Consider the following 25,686-nt stretch of genomic DNA (forward strand, 5'->3'; position numbering starts at 1 on the left):
ATTGTTTATCTAACTAATTAAACCATTTTTTTATCTTTGCATCATGGCAAGAGAGATATTTGAAACAAAGCGCAAGGCTTTGAAAATAAACCTCGATCCAGCTATCTATGGGACGTTTGCGGAGATTGGGGCTGGACAGGAGGTTGCACGTAATTTCTTTGAAGCTGGTGCTGCTTCGGGAACTATCGCGAAAACTATGTCGGCCTACGATATGGCTTTTTCGGATGCAATCTATGGTGCTGAAGAATCTGGACGTTACGTAAGCAGAACAAGATTGCGTAAAATGTTAGCGCATGAGTTTACACTTTTGACTGAAAGACTTCATACTGAAAAATACGATAATAAAAAATTCTTTGCTTTTGCTGATACGGTAACTACACTAAACTTTACAAAAACGAATGAACCGCATGGTTGGTTGGGAATTCGCTTTCAATCGGAAGTCGATGGACCTACAAACGATATCATTATGCACGTGCGTTTATTGGATTCGGATAACCGTCTTCAATCTAAAGTTTTGGGGATTTTAGGTGTTAACTTAGTTTTTGCAGCTTATTATTATGCACATGATCCGCAAGTGATGATCGAATCTTTGGTTGACAATCTGTCGGTAGGTGCTGTAGAAATTGACTTAATTAAAGTTACAGGTCCTGTTTTCGAAAATGTAAACGAACGTTTGGTTAACCTATATTTGATTGCAAAAGGATTTTCGAATGCTGCAATTTTTAAACCAGATGGTAAAGCAGCACAAATTAAAGACTTTTTGTACAGAAAAGATATTATCGTGCTTCGTACAAAATACCGTCAAAAATCTCTGCCAAACTTTGATTTATTCAACCAAGCTGTCGAGCAATTCAGGAAAAACACGAATGCTAAGCCCGAAAATACAGTTGTATTAATTGAGGTATTGATGGGTAATGTATTAGATGAAGATTCGGATTTGACGATTGAAGACTTGCAATATTTTGCAGATCGTGCCGAAGAACTGTGTGCTACTGGAAACAATATTTTGGTGTCTAACTTCAGACGTAATAATCACCTAGCGGAATTTTTCAAAAACTTCAAACCGGCCAATGTAGGAATTGCGACAAACGTTTCCAATTTGCGCAATATCTTCAATTCCGATAATTATAATAAGGAGAACTACACGAATGAATTGTTGTCGTATATCTCTGGGATGTTTAGCAAGAATGTGAAATTGTACGCTTATCCTTATTTGAATAAGAAAGAAAATCAAATTATTACCACGCAAAATCTTAAAGTTTCCGAAGAAGCAAAGCCTTTATACGACTTCTTAATTCAAAATCGATATATCATCGATATTGAAAATTACGACGAGAAATACGTGAAAACAGTATAAATCCTAATCCTGAAAGCATTTCTTTCGGGATTCGTTTTGTCAAATCTTCGCTATAATTGACTGTTGTCCTTTTCCTTTTTGCAATTTTCTGTAAATTGTATACCTAATAACTATACATTTGTCGTGAAATAATTCTTTTGAATGAAAGCAACCTATATTGATTATAAAGATACGAACAGCTTTTCAAAAACCTTGTTGGCATATTTGGCTGGAGATGAGGAGTTAACTTCATTTTATGGCAATCAACCTACTTATGAAGGATTCGAAAAGCAAATTCAACTAAAATCATCCTTCACGCATCGGGAAATTCTAGTAAAATCTTTAAAAAACCAATACGGCGATTTACTCAATGATGCGCCCGAAGTTTCTCGTCAAATTGACTTACTAGCGCAATCTAATACGTATACCATTACGACTGGTCACCAATTAAACATCTTTACAGGGCCGCTTTATTTTCTTTTCAAGATTGCTTGCGCTATTCGCTTAGCAAAGGATTTGAAAACAAAGTTTCCAGATCAAAACTTTGTTCCTGTGTATTGGATGGCTTCGGAAGATCATGATTTTGCTGAAATCAACAATACACGTGTTTACGGCAAAAAAATCGTTTGGGATGTTCCGGGAATTTCGGGTACAGGAAAAATGGATACATCTTCTATGGAGGCTGTTGTACGTCAATATATTGGGATGTTGGGGCTTTCTGAAAATTCTTCGAAATTGGCTGAAATTGTCGAGGAAGCATATTTGCAAGGTCGTAATCTCGCGGATGCAACGCGTGTATTGGTCAACGAATTATTCAAAGAATACGGTTTAGTCATTGTAGATGCGGATCGCAAAGAGTTGAAAGAAGTGTTTGCGCCAATTATTCAAGAAGATATACTGGAAGAGAAAAGTTTCCAAGCAATTTCAAATACTACAAAAGAATTAGAAGAAAAGGGTTTTTCAACGCAAGTGCATGCACGTGAGTGTAATTTCTTTTACTTGACGGATGAATATCGAGAGCGCATAGTGAAAAATGAGGATGGAAGATTTGAAGTTTTGCATCAGGATGTATTTTTTTCGGCAGAAGAATTAAAGCAAGAAATTGTAACAAACCCGGAGCGCTTAAGCCCCAATGTAGTGATGCGTCCGTTATACCAAGAAGTAATATTACCTAATTTGGCATATATTGGTGGAGGGGCCGAAATAGTATATTGGTTGCAGTTCAAAGCCAATTTTGATCAATTCGGGATCCCTTATCCGATTCTAATTCCACGGAATTCGGCTATGATAACGGATGATGCTGTAGCAAGTAAGATTTACCGATTAGACTTGACCTTTAAATCTATTTTTAAATCTACTACTGCATTGCAGAATGAGTATGTAAGAAGACATACAACTCATAGGCTCAATCTACGTGATGAATGGATGGAATTCAATGCGATTTTTGGAAAAATAAAATTGCGTGCACACAAGATTGATGCTAGTCTAGCACCGAGTACGGAAGCTGTACAAGCACGATTGAAAAAGGCAATCGATAATTTAGAAAAGAAATTATTGAAGGCTGATAAGCACAATCACGAAGAGGCTTTAGTTCAAATCGAGCGGGTAAAAGAAAAATTATTCCCCAATGGAGGACTGCAGGAGCGTTCGGAAAACTTTGCAACTTTATATGTTAAATATGGGGATGATTTAATCAAAGAACTGATAAAGCATTTCAATCCCTTGGATTTTAAGTTTACGATATTGTACTAATAGAAGGTAAATCATTACCTTCTATTTTGTCTATGTTTATGATAATACCTGTCATAATCTGGAGCATATTGCTCCTTTGGTCCCCATTCTTCAAAACTACTATACATGAAGAATATCCAAGTTAATAATTTGTCTGTTGCGTTACCTACAATAAAATTATTTATTAATGAAAAACCTCTGCAATCATACAGCGCATAGAGCCACCCCCATACTTTTCGATTGTATATAATGGTGTGTTGATGATCGTTCCAAATTGTTGTAACTGATTTTTTTGCTCGTCCGTAAAAGCGTTATAAGCTTGTTCGCTCATGGCAATTAATATATCTCCATCTTTACATTTCAATTCCAGAATATTGCCACAAAAATGATTCATTTGGTCTTCAGTAATCATGATGATTTGCTTTTCTGTTTGCTCTAAGCTTGAGATAATCCTACTTTTTTCATCTTTATTTATTATGCTATCTAAGCAAATCACACAAAACTCTGTGCCGAGAGCCATAGCTACATTAGTGTGATAGATGGGCAATCTCTGTGTGTCTAGAGTTTGAGTTGCGTGAAAAATAACAGGTTTGTACCCATTGTCTTCACAGAATAGCGCGACCAATTTCTCATCAGCACGAACCGATATCGAACAATAAACAATTTTGTTTTCTCTATCAAGGATTAGGACACCGGTGCCTTCTAAGAATAAATTTTGTTCGGTGTATAAACTGTAATCTTTTAGGTTTTTGAAATGAATTCCCTGTTTTTCTAATTCTCCCAAATGATTGAGAAAAATCTCTCGTCGCCTATTGGGAGCAAACATCGGATAAAGAATAGCCTTGTCATCATGAAAGGAAATCACATTGTTTGGAAAAATGCTATCTGGTGTGTCGAATCTTCCTGAATCCTTTAATACAATGACTTTTACACCGGCTGCTTCCAAGTTTTTTACGGCGTTATCAAACTCTGCTTGAGCTAATAAAGTTGTATTATTATTTTCTGTTTGAGTGTCTTGAAAATAGTTGTTGACCGCCGTTTCTTCATTCGCACGAAATGTTGCTGGACGAACCATTAATATAGTGTTTGTAGATTGAGCCATTATTCGCGTATTAAAGGTAATGTGGAACAACGTAGTAAACCTTCTTGTTTTCCTATTTCATGGTAAGGTATCTTCTCTACTGTAAATCCGTGTTCTTCTAGCCAATTATTCAATTTGTCAAATCGCTGTTCAGAAACGATTATATCTGGCGAAATAGAAAATACATTTGAGTTCATGTCATACATGCCGTTTGCATCAATATGAAAGAGATTTTCCTCACCAAATATTTCCACGATTTGATGATAATTGTGAGGATTGCGAAATCCACCTTTGAAAATGATTCCCTTATCTACCCCAATTGGCTGAAAGCAACAATCTAAGTGCAATGCATTGGCTCTCGGATTTGTCATGGATTTTATAAGGTCGCAATCAATGATAGTTTTGTGTGGAAACAACTCTTTAATAAAATTTACACCATATTGATTTGTTCTAGCCGTATTGATGTCTGAATAATCAGCCCCATAATATGTGCCAATGAAAACATAATCATTCCATACGATGACATCACCGCCTTCAATATGTACTTCCTCAGGAGGTGTTACAAATTTGTCTTTTGCAATTTGTTCTATAATAAAATCAATAGCTTCCCATTCGTCCGCTCTATCTGGCAGAATATTCGACTTGACAAAAGTGTCTTCAATGACAAAGCCAATATCTCGGGTGAAAATCTGATTTAAATGAGGAATGAGTCTGGGACGATAAACAACAACATTATGTTTCTTTAAGACTTGTTCGAAAGCAGTCATTTCAGCAATCATATCTTCTTCCATCGGATAAGTTCCTGCCAAAATATGTTCTAATGATTTCGGGTCATACGCGTCCTGTGGCGTGGGGGTAGGACCATTGCTATCGGCTCTTCCTAATACTACAGCTTTAAGTTGTGCAGTCTCATTTTTAATATCAAGTTTCAGCATATAAATTGGTAAATCTGGTTATATCTAAATTAATAAATAGAAAGATAATAAGTTGATAGCTAGAAACTTTTGTGATTTTTCTTGATTTGAAACATTTAAGATAATAAATTTTGAAATTTATTGAGTTTTAAAGCGCTTTTTAATAATAAAATCGAGCAATCGTTTGCATGACAATAAAATTTCTTGGATGGATTATATCGTTCAAAAAGTATTCAAAATTCCGTATCTTTGCACATCCAAATAATTAACTTTCGTTATGGGAAAGAAATTGTTTGGATGTGTGTTTAATACATTAATGTTCTTGCAATTATAAAGCAAATGAGTAACGTACATTACCAAGAAAAATTTCAGGACCGTCATAACGGACCAAGTGCTGCACAAACCGAAGAAATGTTAAATTTTTTAGGTGTAGCTTCTTTAGAAGAGTTGATGGAACAAACTGTTCCAGCTCAGATTAGAAGAAAAGCTATGAATCTTCCAAATGCATTAAGCGAAGTAGCTTATTTGGAGAAAGTAGCACAGATTGCCGAGAAAAATAAGGTTTTTAAATCGTATATCGGTCAAGGATATTATGATGTTGTGCTTCCGGGAGTTATTCAACGTAATGTATTCGAAAATCCAGGATGGTATACACAATATACACCATACCAAGCAGAGATTGCACAGGGACGTTTGCAAGCGTTATTGAATTTCCAAACTGTAGTTTCTGACTTTACAGGTTTAGAGATTGCAAATGCTTCGCTTTTAGATGAAGCTACAGCAGCGGCGGAAGGTATGTTCATGTTGTATTTGGCGCGTAAAAACAAAAATGCTAATGTGTTTTTGGTATCTCCTAATGTATTTCCACAGACTTTAGATGTATTAACTACTCGTGCTATGCCATTTGGTGTAGAATTGCGCATAGCTGATATCACAGAAGATAATTTGGCAGAAGATGTATTTGCTGTATTTATGCAATACCCATCTGCTGATGGTACAATAGCTGATTATAAAAACTTTGCGGAAGCGGCTTACGCTAAAAATATCACAATTTGTGTGACTGCGGATTTGATGTCATTGGCATTACTGACGCCTCCAGGAGAATGGGGGGCGGATGTTGTGGTAGGTAACTCACAACGTTTTGGTGTACCAATGGGATTTGGTGGTCCTCACGCAGCATTCTTTGCAACGAAAGATGCGTACAAGCGTAATATTCCTGGTCGTATCATCGGTGTGACTTCGGATTCAAATGGTGAGTATGCGTTACGTATGGCGTTGCAAACTCGAGAGCAACACATTCGTCGTGACAAAGCTTCTTCCAATATCTGTACCGCACAAGCGTTATTAGCTATTATGGCGTCATTCTACGCCGTATATCACGGTCCAAAAGGCATCAAAAATATTGCTACGCGTATCAATGACTTGGCAAAATTAGCAGATAAAGCTATCCAAGCATTGGGTTATGAGCAAGTAAACAAAACGTATTTTGATACCTTACGTTTCAACGTAGGTAAAGAAGTAGACGGCTTGAAATCAGAAGCTTTAAACAATGAATTGAATTTCTATTATAACGAAGGTACAGTTGGAATTTCAATCGATGAGACTACAACTTTCCAAGATATTCAAACTATCGTACGTGTATTTGCTAAAGTAAAGGGCAAATTGCAGGATGATTTGGATTTAGAAGAATTGGCAAATGAGTTGGGTACTTCTATTCCAGCAGAATTGGAACGTACTTCTGATTATTTGACGCACCCAATCTTCAATACATACCACTCAGAACATGAGATGTTGCGTTATATCAAATCTTTAGAAGCTAAAGATTTGTCATTGTGCCACTCGATGATTCCATTGGGTTCATGTACAATGAAATTGAATGCTACAACAGAGATGGTTCCTGTGACTTGGGCTCGTTTTGGTGGATTGCATCCATTCGCGCCAGCAGACCAAACTTCGGGCTATATGCATTTAATCAATGAATTGAATGATTGGTTGTCTGAAATCACTGGTTTTGCAAAAATGTCGTTCCAACCAAATTCAGGTGCGCAAGGTGAGTACGCTGGTTTGATGGTAATCGATGCTTACCACAAAAGTCGTGGTGAAGGTCACCGTAATATTTGTTTGATTCCTGCTTCGGCACATGGCACTAATCCTGCATCAGCTTCTATGGCTGGTTTGAAAGTTGTAGTTGTGAAAACTGACGAAAAAGGTAATATCGATGTGGAAGATTTAAGAGCTAAAGCTATTGAGCATTCGGCAAACTTAAACTCTTTGATGGTTACTTATCCGTCGACACACGGTGTATTCGAAGAAACTATTATCGAAATCTGTAATATTATCCACGAAAATGGTGGTCAAGTATATATGGACGGTGCGAATATGAATGCGCAGGTTGGTTTGACTAGCCCAGGTTTCATTGGTGCTGACGTTTGTCACTTGAACTTACATAAGACATTTTGTATTCCTCACGGTGGTGGTGGTCCAGGTATGGGGCCAATCGGTGTGGCGGCTCATTTAGTACCTTTCTTACCTAATCACAAAGTGGTAGAAGTGTCTGGTGAAGATGGAATCACGGCAGTATCTGCAGCGCCATTTGGTTCGGCTTCTATCTTGTTAATATCACATGCTTACATTGCCATGATGGGGGCAGAAGGATTGACTGAAGCTACTAAAACAGCTATTTTGAATGCTAATTACATCAAAGCTCGTTTGGAAGATCATTATCCAGTGTTGTATGCAGGAGCTAATGGTCGTTGTGCACACGAAATGATTTTAGATTGTCGCGGATTCAAAAATGTAGGAATCGAAGTAGCGGATATCGCAAAACGTTTGATGGACTATGGTTTCCATGCACCAACAGTATCATTCCCAGTGGCGGGTACTTTGATGGTGGAGCCTACAGAATCTGAATCAAAACCTGAGTTAGACCGTTTCTGTGATGCGTTAATCGCTATTCGTCAAGAAATCGCTGCAGTAGAAGCTGGCGAAGTTGATAAAGAAAATAACGTATTGAAAAATGCACCTCATACTGCTGCGGTAGTTTCAGGTGACGAATGGGATAGACCATATTCACGTCAAACTGCGGCTTACCCACTTCCTTATTTGAAAGTAGCTAAATTCTGGCCTTCTGTAGGTCGTGTGAATGATTCGCAAGGAGATAGAATGTTGATTTGTTCTTGTCCTTCTATCGAAGAATACGCGTAATTTACAATGATGATATTGAAAGGCTTACAAAAATTGTAAGCCTTTCTTATTTATAAAATGTTATCTTTAAAGGTAATATCAGTTAAAAACCTAAATTAACAATGAAATTCTGGTGTCATCTAACCATTTACTGTTTTTTGTTATTTGGAAAAATTAATACCTCCAAAGCACAACAATATATTCCTTTTGCACAGCATGCTTTCAATGGATCTCAAATCAACCCAGCTTATGTGGGCTACAAAGAAATGTGGTTTGCACAAGTGGGGATACGCTCACAATGGACTAAGATAGATGGGGCGCCAAAGTCCGGATATGCAAATATCGATGGTATTTTGGATCCTATTGCGAAACGTCATGGCGCTGGATTGCAAATAGCATACGACAAAATCGGTGTGCAGTCGGCTACATCTATGTTTGCAAGTTATGCTTTGCGTTTACAGATGGATGATGACGATACGCAGCGATTAAGTTTGGGTATATCGGGTGGCGCCACGCAGTACAGTCTAAATGGCAATGATTTGATTTATATTGATGAGAATGATCCATATATTCCCAGAGGAATGATAAGTACTTGGAGACCTGATATTCGGTTAGGAATATTTTACTATCACCACAATTGGTATTTAGGTATTTCAGTACATGATCTACTGTCAAATTCTGATAGTCGTGAGGACTTTGTGTATAATCAAAATTCATTAGAGGGCTTGTATCGTAATACACATGGCTACTTAATGATAGGAGGCGCATTTCCTGTGTCTGAAGGAATGGTTTTCAGACCTAGTATTTTGATAAAAGATGATTTTATAGGTCCAACAGCATTTGATGTAAATACCATGGTAGTCTTTGATGAGAAATTTTGGGTGGGCGCAGCCTACCGCTCACGTTCGAAGATATTTGATCGCGAATACGATAACTTACCGCCGTCAAAATTCAGTTCTTATAAATCTATTGGATTTCTCGCTCAAATACATACAGGGAATAACCTTCGAATAGGCTATTCTTTCGAACATAGTTTAAATAAAATTGTCGGAATGAATAATGGTACACATGAGATATCTCTAGGTATTCCATTAAGTAAATCCATGAACCGCTTTCCAACACCCAAATATTTTTAACTTATCACAACACCCTTTATCGACTTTTCTTATTAGGTTTGTATATGCAAAATGGCAAACTCTATCTAATTCCTGTCCCCCTTTCGGAGGGTGCTGAAAAATTATCTTATACAATAGTGCACCACGATATCATCAACTCTATTGGTGAATATGTGGTGGAAAATGAAAAAACGGCGCGTAAATTTTTAAAAGCTGCAGGATTGACCATTCCGCAAAGCGAATTGATTATTCATGATTATGGAAAGCATACGCGAGACAAGATGGATTATAATAAGGTATTTGCAAATGTTTCAAAGGGAAAGGATATAGGGTTGATGTCCGAAGCGGGCTGTCCAGCTGTAGCTGATCCAGGGTCGGATGTGGTAATGGAAGCGCATAAGAGAGGGGTTCAAGTAGTGCCTTTGGTTGGACCAAGCTCAATTTTGTTGGCATTGATGGGGTCTGGTTTTAATGGTCAGAAGTTTACTTTTCATGGTTATCTGCCGATTGATAAGAGTGAGCGCACTAAGAAGATCAAGGAGCTTGAGGCTCAAAGTATGCGTGAGAAAATGACTCAAATTTTTATTGAAACTCCTTTCCGTAATAATCAACTGTTGACAGAAGTGCTTCGTGTAGGCAAGCCTTCATCCAAACTATGTGTTGCTGCAAACCTTACTGCTGAAAACGAGTTTATAATGACAAAAACAATTGCAGAATGGAAAAGCAGCATTATTGATTTGCATAAGATACCGGCTATCTTTTTATTGTTTGTCTAACTATTAGTAAATTTAAATATGCAAAAGCATTCAATTATCACAATCTTAATGGTCATGTTTTTTGTTGCCTTTAGCAAGGCACAATCGACCTACGTAATTGTTCATGGCGCTTGGGGAGGAGCTTGGCAATTCAAAAATACAGCTAAACATTTGCAAGAGGCTGGACATACCGTGTATAGACCGACCATGACGGGGCTCGGTGAACGACATCATTTATACAATAGTGAAGTCAACTTGACAACACATATTACAGATGTAGTCAATACCATATTATTTGAAGACCTAAATGATGTTATTCTTGTCGGACATAGCTATGGAGGCATGGTTGTTACGGGTGTTGCGGACAGCATTCCCAATCGAATCAAAAAGATAGTTTACTTAGATGCCATTATACCAGAGGAAAATCAATCTGCTGTACAAGCACTAGGAATGGATGAAACTAATGCGGAACAAGCATTTAAAGTTGAAAATGGTGTAATTGTACCGCCGTGGGTAAAAGATACCACCAAAACACCACGTGATGTACCTCATCCAATAGCAACTTTTATTCAACCGTTGAGGTATTCGGCAAATAAGTTGAACGATTGCCCAATTACTTACATATTCACCTACCAAAATGAGTTTGGTGGAAAAGAAAAGGACGATTTCTATCGTTTTTATGTTAAAGCTAAAGAAAAAAACTGGAAAATTGTAGAGATGGAAGCTTCTCATAATCCGCAAATAGATAAATTGAACGAGTTGGTTGCTATCTTGTTAGATGAAGTAAAATAATGGAAGAATTAATTAATAGCCCAGAATATCAGAGATTATTGCCCTATGTTCCATACCTCCTTACGGCGGTGTTATTGCGTCTTATTTTAGTTATCTATTTGTGTGTTGTCGGAAGAAACACCATCCTATTAATTAAAGAAGGAAATCGATGCATTACTTCAGAACAAGTATGGTTATTGCTTATTCCATTTTTTAACATTTATTGGAACTTCGTCTACATGCGAAGACTTGTCGACTCATTAAATAATGAGTTCTACGACAGACAAATAGCAGTAGAAGAAAATCCTACACAGAAGAGCGGCTATTTTTTTGCGGGTTCATTTTTAGTATATAATTTTCCTTTGCCTTTATTCGTGGGTTTTGTGGCTTATATACTTAGTATCATTGCATTAGTGCTTTATATTGCAAAGGTAAAGGAATACAAAAAATTGTTAGAAAATGACGATCTTGATTTCGATAAAAGCATTTAATCTGTTAAGGCGACGTACATGAAAATAAAAGAAATAACATCCTATTTAGAATCAATTGCACCATTAGCTTATCAGGAGTCTTATGACAATTCAGGTCTTATTGTTGGTAGTCCAAATGATGAGGTTTCCAAAGCGTTAATTTCATTGGACTGTACAGAAGATGTTGTTGATGAGGCTATTGCAAAAGGCTGCGATATAATTATATCGCACCATCCTATTGTTTTCAAAGGATTAAAAAAATTCAATAATAAGAATTATGTAGAGCGTACTGTAATTAAGGCAATTAAAAATAATATTGCTTTGTATGCCATCCATACCAACTTGGATAATGTTTTGGGCGGAGTAAGTTCCAAAATTGCGGAAAAACTTGAATTAGTAAATCACGCGATTTTGAGTCCTAAATCTGGTTTATTAAAGAAGTTGGGGGTGTATGTTCCACGTGCTAATGTGGAAGAGGTTCGTCAGGCACTGTTTAATGCAGGAGCCGGAAGCATTGGTGATTATGATCAATGTAGCTATAATACATCAGGGTATGGAACATTTAGACCATTAGAAGGGGCAAATCCGGCTATCGGTGAGGTAGGTGCTCACGAACGTGTTGAAGAGACAAAAATAGAAGTTATATTTCCGCAGCAGCTCGAACGACAAATCGTAGTAAGTATGCTTGCGGCTCATCCATATGAGGAGGTAGCTTATCACTGTATCACATTGGATAACAAGTTTCAATATGTTGGATCAGGAGCTATTGGTAATTTAGCGGAAGCAATGGAAGCGGAACAATTTTTAGCTTATCTGAAAGATAAATTAAAGCTGAATGTCATTCGTCATACGAAACTTTCTAGCAAGAAAATAAACAGAGTGGCGGTATGTGGGGGAGCAGGAGGTTTCTTGTTAAATGAAGCCAAACGCTCAGGAGCGGATATTTTCATTACGGCAGATTACAAATACCATGAGTTTTTTGACGCTGAAGATGACATTATCATCGCGGATATAGGACACTATGAATCAGAACAATTTACCCAAGAATTATTATTGGAAATAATTCAGAAAAAATTTGTTAACTTTGCTGTCCTATTGACAGGAATAGATACAAATCCCATAAAATATTTCATTTAATGGAACAAACGGTAGAACAAAAATTACAAGCATTGTGGTCGTTGCAAGCGATTCACAGTAAGATAGATAAAATTCGTCAAGTACGTGGCGAGTTGCCTATTGAAGTAGCTGACTTAGAAGATGAAATTGCTGGGTTAGAAACTCGTCTTGAGAAAATCAGAGTTGAATTAGATGATTTAGAAGATTCAATTGTAAAGCGTAAAAATATGATCAAAGATGCGCAAGCAGCGATCAAAAAATACGAAGGTCAATTGAACGAAGTGAAAAACAATCGTGAATACGACGCTATCTCTAAAGAAATCGAAATCCAAGGATTAGAAATCCAAGTTTGTGAAAAACGTATCAAAGAAGCAGAATTTGAGATTAAAAACAAATCTGAAGCATATGAGAAATCACAAGGAAATTTGGATTATGCGAAAGGTGAGTTAGAAGTTAAAAAACAAGAACTTGAAACTATTTCTTCTGAAACACAGATCGAAGAAGAAACTTTGTTGAAAAAAGCTGAAGAAGCATCTAAAAACAACGAAGAGCGTTTATTGAAAGTTTACAACAAGCTTCGCGGTTCTTACCGCAATGGTTTGGCTGTAGTTTCTATTGAGCGTGATAGTTGTTCGGGTTGTCACAATAAAATACCACCTCAATTGCAATCAGAAATTCGTCAACGTAAGAAATTGATTATCTGTGAGCACTGTGGTCGTATTTTGGTAGACGAAGAGATTGCTGCAGAAGATTAAATTCTTCCAAAAAATATTCAAAGGGTAAAATCGAAAGATTTTGCCCTTTCTTGTTTGCAACATCTTGGATATAGGTAATCAGTAAATATTTTAATAAGTATATTTGATTCGTTTTACAACCATATATTGACATAATATGTTAAATAAATTATCTATGGTGCTAGGTTTTACATTAAGTTTATCTAGCATTTCTTTCTCTAATGCTCAAGAGGAAACTTTATTATTGCGTAGCCCTAGTATTAGTGATACACATCTAACCTTTGTATATGGAGGTGATGTATGGGTTTCCGAGAAAAATGGCGCAAACCCTCGTCGATTAACAACAAATCCTGGCGTTGAAATAAACCCAATTTTTTCTCCTGATGGTAAACAAATTGCTTTTACAGGTAATTATGATGGGAACAACGATGTATATACCATTCCTGTATATGGTGGAGAGCCAAAAAGAGTAACTTTTCACCCGGCTGCTGATGTATTACGTGGATGGTTAAATAATAACGAATTGTATTATACCACAACACGCGAATATCAATACGCTCTAGGTTCTCGCTTATATAAAACGTCTACTTCAACGCCGGTAGATATTCCCCTTATGATGCCTGAAGCTTATCAAGGATCACCTTCACCAGATGGTCGTTATTGGGCATATATCAAAAATTCGGATCCTACAGAGCGCGACCGTGTAGCTTTTAAGCGTTACCGTGGTGGTGGTATGGCTTCAATTTGGATTTTTGATACACAAACCAAAAATGTTGAGGTAATTCCCGGAGAAAGATGTAATGATGTTAAGCCTGTTTGGTTGGGTTCTAAAGTATACTTTCTGTCGGATAGAGACAAGATGGTAAACGTATTTAGCTACGATACTAACACCAAAAAAATAGAGAAGCTTACAAACTACAAGGATTATGATGTCCGTACATTAGCGGGTAGAGGTAATGAATTGGTATTCGAACAAGCTGGACGAATTCATATATTAGAAACAAATAATAAAAAGGTAAATACATTAAAGATTGCGATTGCTGCCGATCCAATGTACAAACGTTCGAGATACACGCAGATTCGTTCAGATATTCGTGAATTTAATATATCTCCAACTGGTCAGCGCGTCTTATTTCAATCTAGAGGAGAAATTGTGTCTGTCCCTAAAGAAAAAGGAGAAGCGCGCAACATTTCAAATGCTGTCGCAAGTCACGAAAAGTATCCTGCATGGTCGCCTAACGGAAAGTGGATTTCGTATTTGTCCGATGCAAAAGGAAAATATCAGTTAGTATTGCGTGATCAGAAAGCAATGGAAGAACCAACGTATATAGATCTTGGGAAGGATATCTTCTATTTTGAGCCGACTTGGTCTCCTGATAGTAAAAAGCTGTTCTATGCGGATGCACACTTAAATCTATTTTATGTTGATATCGCGACAAAAAAAGTTGTTTTAGTAGATTCTGATAAATTAGCTTCTACAACTGGTCGTACACGTAATAGTTTCACACCTTCATGGTCATTTGATTCAAATTGGATTTCTTATGTGAAGACATTAAATAATGGTGTGACGGCGGTATTTATGTACAATTTAGAGACCAAAGTATCACAACAAATTACGGATGGTATGTCCTACGTTAGTCAGCCAACATTCAGCAGAGATGGTAAATATTTATTCTTTACCGCTAGTACGAATGTTGGCTTGAGCAACTCAGGTTTGCATATGTCTGCATATGATCGTAGTCCTGCATTCAATGTGTATGCATTTATCTTGTCAAAGAAAACTCCAACAATCTTCAAAAATGAAAGCGATGAAGAAACAATAAAAGAAGATAAGAAAGAGGATTCTAAGAAAGAAAAGAACGACGATAAAAAATCAGAAACGGCTAAGAAGTCAGATTCTCCAAAAGCTGATGATAAAAAGCTTGAAGTTGACTTTGATAATATTAATCGTAGGATCATAGCTTTACCATTGCAACCAGGTTATTATACACTAGATGGCAATGTAGAGAAAATGTTAATTTACCGTCGTGGTGGAGTTATAGGTGCTTTTGATCTTGACAAGGCAGAAGATAAAACATTAATTGAAAATGCTGGGCCATTTGTAATCAGTGCGGATGGAAAGAAAATGCTTTATCAATCTAATCGTGAATATTATATTGTTAACGCAGGACAAAAACCAGCACCGAATTCAGGTAAAGTTAATCTTGAAAATATTCAAATCGAAGTTGATCCTTCGGCAGAATGGAAACAAATTTTTAATGAAGTTTGGGCTATGCAGAAAGAATTTTTCTATGTGGAAAATATGCATGGTGCTAACTGGAATGCCGTAAAAGCTAAATATGAGAAATTCGTTCCTTATGTAAATCACCGCTCGGATTTGGGCTACTTGTTGAACGAAATGATGGGCGAACTTGTTGTTGGCCATGCTTACATCTATCCAGGGGATCAACCATCTAGTCCATCTGTGAGTACAGGAACTTTGGGTGCCGATTTGGAATATGTGAATGGCATGTACAAAATCAACAAGATTCTCACCACATTAGATTGGAATCCATCGCTAAAAGCGCCTTTAGCAGTACCGGGATTAAATATTGAAGAAGGACAATACATCGTTGCGGTAAATGGAGTTAATCTTTCTGAAGAAGTTAATCTGTACAAATTATTAGAAAATAAAGTTGATAAGCAAGTGGCTCTAAAAATCAATGATAAGCCATCGCTTGATGGCGCGCGTGAAGTGATTGTTAAGCCAATTTCTTTTGGGGAAGAAATGTCACTTCGTCAAACGGACAGAATTGAATCTAACCGTAAGAAAGTTGATGAGTTGAGTAATGGTCAAATTGCTTACGTTTATATGCCAAATACAGGTAGAGAAGGTTATGTCAACTTCAACCGTTATTATTTCTCTCAAATGGATAAAAAAGCTTTGCTTTTAGATGAGCGTAATAATGGTGGTGGTTCAGTAGCGGATTATGTGATTGACTTATTATCGCGTGAATTAATTGCGGGTTGGGGTATTCGCGATGGAAAATCATTTACAACACCTGGTAATGGTATTTATGGCCCTAAAGCTATGATTATTAATGAAAATGCTGGGTCTGGTGGTGATATGATGCCATACATGTTTCGTCATAAAGGATTAGGAAAATTAGTTGGTCGTACAACAATGGGTATCCTAGTAGGTATTTCTGGATATCCACCATTATTGGATGGTGGTAGTATTACATCACCAAATTTTGGGGTGTTCGACTTGAATGGTAATTATATTATAGAAAATGAGGGTGTTGCTCCAGATATTTTTGTAGAGCAAATGCCTAAAGATTTATTAGAAGGAAGAGATCCACAATTGGAAAGAACAGTTCAACTGTTGTTAGAGGAAATGAAAACATATCCTTATAAGCAGCTCAAAAAGCCTGCGGATCCAATTCGTGTTAACTAGCATTTATTAAAGGGGACTGCAAAGTCCCTTTTGTATACATAAATAATATATAACTTTAATCGATGAACGATTATTTGGAAAAACAACCTTCACCGTGGTATTCATTGATGATGCTCTTGGTATATACCTTTGCATTTAGTATAGGTATACAGTTGCTGGCTCTAACGTTGGGAGAATTGACAAATTCTTCAGCAAGTACTTTTTTGCAAGGTGATGACACAACATCTTTAGGTAGTAACTCACGGTTCTTTATGTATGCACTTTTAGCCTCCGGAACTTTTGGGACATTTTATCTTCCTTCTGTTGTTTTGCAAAAAAGAGAACCATTTCAAGCGTATTTTCCCGTTCAGCAAATTTCTCCTGTTTTTTACGTCTTAGCAGTAGGGATTTTAGTAGGTTTCAGCCCAATGATGGAACTCATAGCTGAGTGGAATGCAAAGATGACATTGCCGGAAAGTCTTAAAGGAGTTGAAAACTGGATGCGTACGCAAGAAGATGCATCTAATGACTTGATTAAAAAAGTTGTCATGGTGGATCATATAGGATTATTATTTGTAAACCTTATTGTATTAGCCATATTTCCAGCAGTAGCTGAAGAGTATTATTTTAGAGGATCGCTGATGCATATTTTTAATAGAATTTTCAAAAATATTCACATTACTATTTGGGTAACAGCGATAATCTTTAGTGCCATTCACGTTCAGTTTTTCGGATTTTTTCCGCGCATGATATTAGGTGCTTTCTTTGGGTATATGCTTATTTGGACAAATAATATTTGGGTTCCCATTTTAGCACATTTTGTCAATAATGCGATTGTGGCTGTACTTGCTTTTTATTATACAACTCTAGGAAAGACCTTTGAAGAGCTACAAACTTACGATAGCTATTCCATTTTTGTGTATCTTGGTAGCTTTATGTTAACCGTCGTAATTGCTGTTTTATTTTATAAAAAATCAAAATTAAATATTAATAATGGAGAAGGGCTGGGTTAAAATCAGAACATATTCAAAGGCTATCGAAGCCGAAATAGTAAAGCAAATGTTAGAAGAACATGAGATTCCTGCTGTTCTTCTTAATAAACAAGATTCTTCATATTTATTCGGAAAATTAGAATTGTACGTTAATGAAACTAATGAAGCAGTAGCGACAGTTTTAATCAATAGCAATACATTTACAGAGGAGGAAGATGCTAACTAGAGCTATTACCGGATTATTTTTTATTATAATACTGATTGGAGCTTTGCTATTAGGTGAAATAGCTTTTACAATATTTTTCAGTTTAGTAGGTCTAGGGGCGTTATATGAATTTTATGGAATCACTAAGTCGGAGCACCAGAAACCTAATGTATTATTGGGGATGTTATCAGCAACCGTACTTACAGTTTTAGTTGGTATACATTGTCTAGGTTATATTCCCTTTAAATATGTGTGGATGATTATTCCTTTTTTTGTTGTAATATTCATCATAAGTTTATATCAAAAGAGTAAATTGCCCTTCAACGATATTGGCTACACGTTATTGGGAATTATGTACGCGTGTATTCCTTTTGTGTTTTTTGTGGCTTTGGGCTTTATTCAAGGGGCATTTAATCACTATATCCCCTTAGGTTTTTTGATAATTCTATGGGCGAATGATACAGGAGCATATTTGGCAGGGCGTAGTTTTGGAAAACATAAATTGTTTGAGCGAATTTCTCCAAACAAAACTTGGGAAGGATTTATCGGAGGAGTTTTATTTGCCATGCTGATAGCTTTAAATTTAGCTCAATATTTTGGTTCATTGCAAAAGTGGGAATGGGTTGCTATGGCAGCTATTATCGGTGTTTTCGGTACGTTAGGCGACTTAGTAGAATCAATGTTGAAACGTAGTCTTGGCGTCAAGGATTCGGGAAATATTTTGCCTGGACATGGTGGTTTGTTGGATAGATTTGATGGCTTGCTAATTTCAGCGCCATTGGTGTTTTTGTTTTTATTAATGATACAGTAAATGAATATAGCGGCTTCGACTTTTGAGTTTCTAAAAGCTCTCCATGAGAATAATAATAGAGAGTGGTTCAACGCACACAAGGGAGAATACGAGAAAGCAAAGGATAATGTGGAAGCTTTCATTCAGGCATTGATAAACAAATTGGCAATGTTTGATCCGCACATAGATGAATCAATCCTAGCTAAAAAATGCCTATTTAGAATATATAGGGATGTGCGTTTTGCAAAGGACAAGTCTCCGTATAAAACTTGGTTTGCAGCAGGAATATCTTTAGATGGCCGAAAGCTAGAAGGTCCTGAATACTATATACATTTAGGTCCTGATGACTCCTTCATTGCGGTAGGATATTGGAGACCAAAGAAAGAACATTTGGAAAGCATACGTCAAGAAATCGATTATAATCTGGAAGCTTTTGAAGAGGCGTTAAGTGCGGGAGACTTCACAGCAGATGACCTGTCTAAGGAAGATAAGCTAGTAAGACCACCTGCGGGATACACAGAAGGCAACGATGCTATTGAATATTTAAAATTAAAGAGCTTTATAATATTTAAGCATTTAGAAGATAGAGAAGTACTGAAAGCTTTTGCTTTAGAAGATATTGTACAGGTATTTCAGCGTGCAATACATTTTAAAAATTTTATACATGAAGCAATAAATAACTAATTAACAATAATCTACTACAAAACCTTATGAGAAACAATTTTTTTAAAACCGCCTTGTTGAGCGGGTTCTTTCTTTTTGCTTTTGAAGCATCTGCACAGCAGTTTGCTAAAGGCATTGTGTATGAGGATATCAACAAAAATGGAAAAAGGGACAAAAAGGAAAAAGTATTACCGAACGTAGCAGTTTCCAATGGACGTCAGGTTGTGCAAACGAATTCCAAAGGAGAGTACACATTGCCTGTTGGTGATGACAATATCTTATTCGTCATAAAGCCTTCCGGTTATGACACGCCAGTGGACAGCAACAACTTACCAAAATTTTATTACATCCATAATCCAAATGGAGCTCCAAATCTGAAATTCAAGGGTGTTTCTGCAACAGGGCCACTTCCTAAATCTGTTGATTTTGCACTTTACCCAGTCGAAGAAAAGGAGGAATATAAAATTCTTGTTTTTGGTGATCCCCAAGTGTATAACCTTAATCAAGTAGATTATTTGAAGAGAGGTGTTGTAGAAGAGCTTAAAGGTGTGCAGGGGTATGAGTTTGGAATTAGTCTGGGAGATTTGGTCGGTAATAATCCAGATTTGTTTAATCCTTACATCAACGTAATGAAAGATATTGGAGTACCTTGGTACCAAGTGATGGGTAATCATGACATCAATTTTGATGTGCCGAATGATGAAATGTCAGATTACAGTTTTAAAGCGCACTTTGGTCCGAATAATTATTCTTTCAATAAAGGGAAAGTACACTTCATTATATTAGATGATATAATATACAATGGCGAAGGTGCTTCAAGACAATATATAGGTGGATTACGTGAAGATCAATTGGAATTTATAGAAAACAATTTGAAATTCGTTCCTAAGGATAATTTGATTGTAATATGTGCACATATCCCGTTGGTAAATGCAGGTAAGCATGCTATTCGAGAAGAGGATAATCATCGATTATTTACTGCTTTGAAAGATTTTCCGCATACATTCTCAATGTCTGCCCATACTCACCTACAAGCGCAAAATTTTATAGATAAATCTTTTGGTTGGAAACAGGAGACGCCTCACCATCATTACAATGTAGGTACCACAAGTGGTAATTGGTATTCAGGGCAGATGGATGAGCGAGGCGTGCCATATGCGACTATGGCTGATGGTACAAAAAAGGGCTACGCTGTAGTATCATTCAAAGGAAATAAATATGAATTAGATTATCATGTGAGTAATGCGCCTAAGGACTATAAGATGAATGTGTTTTTGCCAAAAGTGACTGAGAAGCGTAAAAACTCAAAGGCAAGTATGTATGTCAACTATTACCTGGGTGGTGAAAAAGATACCATTGATTATCGTGTGAATAATGGCAAATGGGCGAAAATGAATCGTACAGAAACATTTGATCCACATTTTCTTTTAGAGGTGTTCAAATGGGATACTTCAACAGAGTTACTAAAAGGAGAACGCCCTAATGATCCAAGAATGAGTTCACATATTTGGAAGGCGGCTGTACCTTCAGATCTACCAATAGGGAAACACACTATAGAATTTCGTGTACGTGATATGTTTGGAAGAACATTTACTACCACACGCGAATATGAAGTGGCAAAAAATTAATAAGGTAAGCTTATTTTACCCATACAAATAGCAGGAGAATCTTTGATGTTTCTTACATTTTCAGGTGATCCTGCTATTGTTTCATTTGCTAGAATAGCAAATAGACAGGCTTCCTTAGCATCAGGATCCATCGATATAGCATCAATTGATGTTACCTTATAATTAGGCAAACCATTTTTGATATTCTGCATTAGTAAAGGATTGTGCAATCCACCACCACTTACATATATCGCTATACTCTCTAATTTTGAACATACTTTCAAGATTCCTTCGATTATAGCTTTGGCAGAGAAAGCATTAAGTGTAGCCATGACATCCTCTTTGGGCAGATTTTCTGTGTTCGTGTATTTTTGTTTCTGTTGTAAATATTCTAAATTAAATAACTCTGGTCCAGTTGTTTTTGGAAAATCCAAAGTCAGAAACTCTTCTTCTAATAGTGCTTCTAATAAAGAGGTATGCACAGTTCCTTTCGAAGCAATTAGCGCATCTTTATCCATTTCTAAATCAAAATACTTTTTTACAAATTGATTCATTATGGTGTTACCAGGGCCAAGGTCTGTTGCAAAGGCTTGTAAATTAGATTGCGCATTTGGAAGAAATGTAAAGTTGGATATTCCTCCGATATTCAATAAAATGCGATGTTCCGTTGCATCTGTAAATAATAGATAGTCTCCATAGGCAGCTAAAGGTGCGCCTTCACCTCCAGCAGCAATATGTTTCTGTCTGAAGTCCGAAATTGTAATAATTCCCGTTTTAACGGCAATATGATCGGCATCGCCGATTTGCAAAGTACTGTTTGGTAAGGAAAGATCTTTGGTTAAAATTTGTGGGGCATGATAGACTGTTTGCCCATGGCTTGCTATTAAATCAACTTCCTCAGCTGCTAGATTCCACTTTTTCAAAGCCTGATTAATGAGTTCTGCATGCACATCACCGACATAGGCATTTATTCCACAAAATTCTTGCTGATCTATTTGTCTTTTGGCAAATATTTTTCGAATATTTTGACGGAATTTATCATCATAATCAAATGTTTCAAATTTCAGTAGCTCTAACGTTGTAGAAAATCCAGCCCCATTGATCTGACATAAGGCTATATCTAAGCCATCCAAAGAAGTACCAGACATAAGTCCTATGATCAATCGATTGTTTTTCGCACCTATGTTATAAAGCTTTTTGATTTGATTATTCATGCCCTAAAATTACATACAATCTCTTTGGTAATGTGGAATGTTAATCATATTTTTGAAAAAAAACGAATATAGAATGAATTTTCCAGCAGAATTAAAGTACACTAAGGATCATGAATGGATTCGTGTGGAAGGCGATGAAGCCGTTATTGGTATTACTGACTTCGCACAACGTGAGTTAGGTGACATCGTATTTGTTGATATCAATTCAGTTGATGAAGAAGTTCCAGCTGATGAGGTTTTTGGTACTATCGAAGCGGTAAAAACAGTTTCTGATTTATTTATGCCAGCTACTTCTACAGTAATTGCAGTGAATGAGGCTATTGATGCTTCACCTGAATTAGTGAACTCTGATCCATATGGAGAAGGTTGGATTATCCGTGTCAAATTAGCAAATCCTGCGGATGTGGATGGTCTATTATCTGCTGATGAATACAAATCAGAAATTAACGCTTAATTAGCGAATCATATAACACAGAAAGGGAGCAAAATCAAATTTTGCTCCCTTTCTGTGTTTATTATAATTAATAAACAAGTTTAACGTCTGTGGTTGTTTTTATAGATGTGCCCTGAAGACTAATCGTGGTAACTGTTGTAGAAGTTGTCGCCACACCTGTTTTTGGATCTATAATGAAATGACCATCTGACTTACCTACCGAATTGCCTCCTTCATCAGTAATGTTTACAGCTAGTTCAATTTTGTAACCCTCTGCTGTTTTTTCTTTCAATGTGAACGTGGATTTTGAATCAAGATTCATCTGCTCTAATTTTGTAGTAGCTGTCCAGCTATCTCCAATGGCTACTGGGTGACTAGGAAATGTTGCACCAAAACTGCTAAGACTCGATTTATCAAAAATTTGTTCGGAAACATTAGGAAAGTCAACTTCTTTGATTTGACCCAAATCGTTCATAGTATATGTTAATGTATTATCTAGAAGAGGACTAAATTGTGTAGCGAATGCTTTTTCCATCTCTGTAGTAGGTTCTTTTGATGAATCATAGGAAGCTACCATCATACCAGCATCTAGGTCGATTTTAGCATACGTGTATTTGCCTGTTGCATTGAATAAGGAGTCTTGAACTTTAGTGTATGTCATATTCATATGCATAATCATATCCATGATGACAGTTTGTGGGCCTTCAATGTCCATTTTGTTGATCACTTCATATTTAATAGGTTTGTTTAGCTCAGGAGCAAGCTTCAAAGTAATTTTTTGTTGAGCAAATGTTGCTAAAGCCAATGAAGTAAAAAGTAATGTACTAAGTATTTTTTTCATAATGTTTGAATTGTTATTGCAATATAGCAATTTTAGATTTATTGTATTAGTTAAGTTCATTAAAAAAGGGATAACATTTTTTATGTTATCCCTTTAATGTATATATTTTTTTTATCTTACTTTTTCAAATAAGATACCTCTTTTACAGCTTTAACAACTTTTTCAATGCTAGGCAATGAAGCTTCTACTAAAGTAGGGGCGTAAGCTAAAGGCACGTCCGCAGAAGTTACGCGTGTAACAGGGGCATCTAAATAATCGAATGCATTTTTCTGAACGTGGAATGCAATTTCTGAAGAAATTGAAGCCAAAGGCCAAGCTTCTTCAACCACTACTAAACGGTTCGTTTTCTTAACAGAAGCAACAATAGCCGCATAATCAATAGGGCGTACCGAACGTAAGTCTATTAATTCTACACTAATACCTTCTTTTTCTAATTCTGCAACAGCAGGGATTACAACACGAGGTAACATTTTACCAAATGAGACTACTGTAACGTCGGTACCTTCTTGGATTGTATTTGCTTTACCGATTGGCAAGTAATATTCTTCTTCTGGTACAGGACCTTTGTCTCCGTACATTACCTCAGATTCCATGAAAATAACTGGATCTGGATCGATAATAGCAGATTTTAATAAACCTTTAGCGTCGTATGGATTAGATGGGACAACCACTTTTAAGCCCGGTGTGTTTGCATACCAATTCTCAAAGTTTTGAGAGTGTTGAGCAGCTAATTGTCCAGCATTACCAGTTGGACCACGGAATACAATTGGACAAGATAATTGACCACCTGACATTTGACGAATTTTTGCAGCGGAGTTGATCACCTGATCAATTGCTACTAATGAGAAATTGAACGTCATGAACTCTACAATAGGCTTTAAGCCATGAGTAGCAGCACCTACCGCGATACCTGCGAAACCAAGCTCAGCAATAGGAGTATCAATAACACGTTTAGGTCCGAATTCGTCAAGCATACCTTGGCTCACTTTGTAAGCTCCGTTATACTCAGCCACCTCTTCACCCATCAAAAATATAGTTTCATCCTTGCGCATTTCTTCGTTCAATGCTTCACGAAGTGCTTCTCTGAATTGTATTTCTCTCATTAGTCTGTAAAATAGTCTTATTTTTATAGAATACGCAAAGCTAATATTTTAAAATGATATTTCTGCAATTCGCTGTGACGAAATGCGATGATAATTGTCATTTTTTGATAAGCTTTTGCTATTACTTAATAATTTTCTTCAATGAATTTTTGAAGCCATTTATTGAGATTTGATATGGCTAAGTCAATCTTCCAAGCTGATTTATTTCTTCGTTCTACGTAATTGGAAATACTTCTTATTTGGACACATGGAATATTTTCTAAAGCACATACATAAAATACAGCAGCCCCTTCCATACTCTCTATTTTTATGGTCGGAATTTGGTCTAATACTTTTTGAATAGAATGAAAATTTCCATGAACCTTATTGACAGTAATCGCTTCAAATGTGGGGAGATTGAAGTCCCAAATAACCTGATTTGCTTCGTATGTATATTTACCAAAACCAAGATCAGCAATACTCAAAAAATTATCCCCATCTTCAGCGCCCAATTCATAAAAAGTATCACTTCGAATAGATACTACTTCACCAAGAGAAATGTTTTTGTCAAAACTGCCTGCAATACCTACATTAAGAACAGCTGAAGTTGCAGGGGTTGTTGCCAAAGTTTTTCCTAATGCATAGGCTGTTGCAGTCATTCCAATGCCCGTAATTAAATAGGGGATTTGTTTTTCTTCTAATAAAGGAATGCTGTCTTCTATTTCAAATCGTGTTGCAGCAACAATCAAAGGCTTCATTTTCTTGTGTTTTGAAATGCTAAGTTAGATTTTTTTAAGGTATCTTTGTAGTTATGATACATATCACACGAAGAGAGCGCTTTTGCGCAGCACACAAATTACATCGGGAAGAATGGTCTGCCGAGAAAAATGAGGCTATCTTCGGGTATTGTGCTAATCCAAATTGGCATGGGCACAATTATGAGTTGTTTGTTACGGTCAAAGGAAACGTGGATCCAGTTACAGGTTTTGTAATTGATTTGAAAATCATGAAAAATATTATCAATACCTATGTAATTGATAAATTAGATCACAAAAACATCAATTTGGATGTGGATTTTATGCAGGGCAAGATGGCGTCTACTGAAGTGATTGCTATGGAGATATTTCATCAGCTAAAGCCGCATTTTGACGAACAAAATGTCATCTTGCATAGTGTTAAATTACACGAAACCGAAAATAACTCGGTCGAATATTTCGGCAACTAAGTATAAAGGAATT

Annotated in this window: 23 protein-coding genes; 17 read left to right on the forward strand and 6 right to left on the reverse strand. The window is 36.5% G+C overall.

Annotated elements, in window-relative coordinates:
* The first annotated feature begins 43 nt into the window (after window positions 1-43).
* Window positions 44-1,357 (forward strand): nicotinamide mononucleotide adenylyltransferase, encoded by a 1,314-nt coding sequence (locus tag GOQ17_RS02730; protein WP_159634451.1) that lies wholly within the window; start codon window positions 44-46, stop codon window positions 1,355-1,357.
* Between the two features lie 141 nt (window positions 1,358-1,498).
* On the forward strand, window positions 1,499-3,088 hold the full coding sequence (bshC, locus tag GOQ17_RS02735; RefSeq protein WP_159634454.1) for a bacillithiol biosynthesis cysteine-adding enzyme BshC: 1,590 nt from the start codon (window positions 1,499-1,501) through the stop codon (window positions 3,086-3,088).
* A gap of 163 nt (window positions 3,089-3,251) precedes the next feature.
* Here the strand turns inward: bshC and ctlX are convergent, their stop codons facing one another.
* Both ctlX and GOQ17_RS02745 read right to left on the reverse strand, forming a co-directional pair.
* Window positions 3,252-4,169: a citrulline utilization hydrolase CtlX gene (gene ctlX, locus GOQ17_RS02740; protein WP_159634457.1), complete on the reverse strand. Its 918-nt coding sequence runs from the start codon at window positions 4,167-4,169 to the stop codon at window positions 3,252-3,254.
* Window positions 4,169-5,083, reverse strand: coding sequence for a dimethylarginine dimethylaminohydrolase family protein (locus GOQ17_RS02745; RefSeq protein ID WP_159634460.1), 915 nt, complete (start codon window positions 5,081-5,083; stop codon window positions 4,169-4,171). Before GOQ17_RS02745 ends, ctlX begins: the two co-directional genes overlap by 1 nt.
* A 318-nt stretch (window positions 5,084-5,401) precedes the next feature.
* Here GOQ17_RS02745 and gcvP point away from each other — a divergent pair, with 318 nt between their 5' ends.
* The 13 genes from gcvP to GOQ17_RS02810 all read left to right on the forward strand — a co-directional run bounded on the left by gcvP (window position 5,402) and on the right by GOQ17_RS02810 (window position 20,899).
* Window positions 5,402-8,266 (forward strand): aminomethyl-transferring glycine dehydrogenase, encoded by a 2,865-nt coding sequence (gcvP, locus tag GOQ17_RS02750; RefSeq protein ID WP_159634463.1) that lies wholly within the window; start codon window positions 5,402-5,404, stop codon window positions 8,264-8,266.
* Between the two features lie 101 nt (window positions 8,267-8,367).
* Window positions 8,368-9,381 carry a PorP/SprF family type IX secretion system membrane protein gene (locus GOQ17_RS02755; protein WP_159634466.1) on the forward strand — a complete coding sequence of 338 codons (1,014 nt, stop codon included), beginning with the start codon at window positions 8,368-8,370 and terminating at the stop codon, window positions 9,379-9,381.
* 44 nt (window positions 9,382-9,425) lie between these two features.
* A complete protein-coding gene (locus GOQ17_RS02760; RefSeq protein ID WP_159634469.1) occupies window positions 9,426-10,136 on the forward strand; it encodes an SAM-dependent methyltransferase in 711 nt (236 codons plus the stop codon).
* An 18-nt stretch (window positions 10,137-10,154) separates the two neighbouring features.
* Window positions 10,155-10,907, forward strand: a complete 753-nt coding sequence (locus tag GOQ17_RS02765; protein WP_159634472.1) for an alpha/beta hydrolase — start codon at window positions 10,155-10,157, stop codon at window positions 10,905-10,907.
* Entirely contained in the window at window positions 10,907-11,377 is a 471-nt protein-coding gene (locus tag GOQ17_RS02770; RefSeq protein WP_159634475.1) for a hypothetical protein, read from the forward strand. Before GOQ17_RS02765 ends, GOQ17_RS02770 begins: the two co-directional genes overlap by 1 nt.
* A gap of 18 nt (window positions 11,378-11,395) precedes the next feature.
* Window positions 11,396-12,493 carry a Nif3-like dinuclear metal center hexameric protein gene (locus tag GOQ17_RS02775; protein WP_159634478.1) on the forward strand — a complete coding sequence of 366 codons (1,098 nt, stop codon included), beginning with the start codon at window positions 11,396-11,398 and terminating at the stop codon, window positions 12,491-12,493.
* Window positions 12,493-13,227 (forward strand): zinc ribbon domain-containing protein, encoded by a 735-nt coding sequence (locus GOQ17_RS02780; RefSeq protein WP_159634481.1) that lies wholly within the window; start codon window positions 12,493-12,495, stop codon window positions 13,225-13,227. The genes GOQ17_RS02775 and GOQ17_RS02780 overlap by 1 nt, the downstream gene beginning before the upstream one ends.
* Before the next feature lie 136 nt (window positions 13,228-13,363).
* Window positions 13,364-16,642: a S41 family peptidase gene (locus GOQ17_RS02785; protein WP_159634484.1), complete on the forward strand. Its 3,279-nt coding sequence runs from the start codon at window positions 13,364-13,366 to the stop codon at window positions 16,640-16,642.
* 62 nt (window positions 16,643-16,704) lie between these two features.
* A complete protein-coding gene (locus GOQ17_RS02790; protein WP_159634487.1) occupies window positions 16,705-17,634 on the forward strand; it encodes a CPBP family intramembrane glutamic endopeptidase in 930 nt (309 codons plus the stop codon).
* A complete protein-coding gene (locus tag GOQ17_RS02795) occupies window positions 17,615-17,839 on the forward strand; it encodes a putative signal transducing protein (protein WP_159634490.1) in 225 nt (74 codons plus the stop codon). Before GOQ17_RS02790 ends, GOQ17_RS02795 begins: the two co-directional genes overlap by 20 nt.
* Complete coding sequence (locus GOQ17_RS02800) at window positions 17,829-18,629, forward strand: phosphatidate cytidylyltransferase (protein WP_159634493.1); 801 nt, start codon at window positions 17,829-17,831, stop codon at window positions 18,627-18,629. Before GOQ17_RS02795 ends, GOQ17_RS02800 begins: the two co-directional genes overlap by 11 nt.
* Window positions 18,630-19,292 (forward strand): DUF2461 domain-containing protein, encoded by a 663-nt coding sequence (locus GOQ17_RS02805; RefSeq protein WP_159634496.1) that lies wholly within the window; start codon window positions 18,630-18,632, stop codon window positions 19,290-19,292. It begins immediately after the preceding gene.
* Between the two features lie 26 nt (window positions 19,293-19,318).
* Entirely contained in the window at window positions 19,319-20,899 is a 1,581-nt protein-coding gene (locus GOQ17_RS02810; RefSeq protein ID WP_159634499.1) for a calcineurin-like phosphoesterase C-terminal domain-containing protein, read from the forward strand.
* Here the strand turns inward: GOQ17_RS02810 and GOQ17_RS02815 are convergent.
* Window positions 20,896-22,092 (reverse strand): anhydro-N-acetylmuramic acid kinase, encoded by a 1,197-nt coding sequence (locus GOQ17_RS02815; RefSeq protein WP_159634502.1) that lies wholly within the window; start codon window positions 22,090-22,092, stop codon window positions 20,896-20,898. The genes GOQ17_RS02810 and GOQ17_RS02815 overlap by 4 nt on opposite strands.
* 73 nt (window positions 22,093-22,165) lie before the next feature.
* Between GOQ17_RS02815 and gcvH the strand changes: the two genes are divergently transcribed.
* Window positions 22,166-22,546, forward strand: a complete 381-nt coding sequence (gene gcvH / locus GOQ17_RS02820; RefSeq protein ID WP_159634505.1) for a glycine cleavage system protein GcvH — start codon at window positions 22,166-22,168, stop codon at window positions 22,544-22,546.
* A gap of 67 nt (window positions 22,547-22,613) precedes the next feature.
* Here gcvH and GOQ17_RS02825 read toward each other — a convergent pair whose 3' ends face one another.
* The 3 genes from GOQ17_RS02825 to mqnB all read right to left on the reverse strand — a co-directional run bounded on the left by GOQ17_RS02825 (window position 22,614) and on the right by mqnB (window position 25,206).
* The gene (locus GOQ17_RS02825; protein ID WP_159634508.1) at window positions 22,614-23,366 is read right to left on the reverse strand and encodes a DUF6263 family protein; all 753 of its coding nucleotides are present in this window, start codon (window positions 23,364-23,366) and stop codon (window positions 22,614-22,616) included.
* A 116-nt stretch (window positions 23,367-23,482) separates the two neighbouring features.
* Window positions 23,483-24,469 carry a pyruvate dehydrogenase complex E1 component subunit beta gene (locus GOQ17_RS02830; RefSeq protein ID WP_159634511.1) on the reverse strand — a complete coding sequence of 329 codons (987 nt, stop codon included), beginning with the start codon at window positions 24,467-24,469 and terminating at the stop codon, window positions 23,483-23,485.
* 125 nt (window positions 24,470-24,594) lie between these two features.
* Window positions 24,595-25,206, reverse strand: coding sequence for a futalosine hydrolase (gene mqnB, locus GOQ17_RS02835; protein ID WP_159634514.1), 612 nt, complete (start codon window positions 25,204-25,206; stop codon window positions 24,595-24,597).
* Window positions 25,207-25,259: 53 nt separating this feature from the next.
* On the opposite strand from mqnB, the gene GOQ17_RS02840 reads away from it, so the two are divergent.
* Window positions 25,260-25,673, forward strand: a complete 414-nt coding sequence (locus GOQ17_RS02840; RefSeq protein WP_159634517.1) for a 6-pyruvoyl trahydropterin synthase family protein — start codon at window positions 25,260-25,262, stop codon at window positions 25,671-25,673.
* The last annotated feature ends 13 nt before the right edge of the window (window positions 25,674-25,686 follow it).

Origin of the sequence: Sphingobacterium composti (assembly GCF_009829075.1) — a bacterium.
GTDB classification, from domain to species: Bacteria; Bacteroidota; Bacteroidia; order Sphingobacteriales; family Sphingobacteriaceae; genus Sphingobacterium; species Sphingobacterium composti.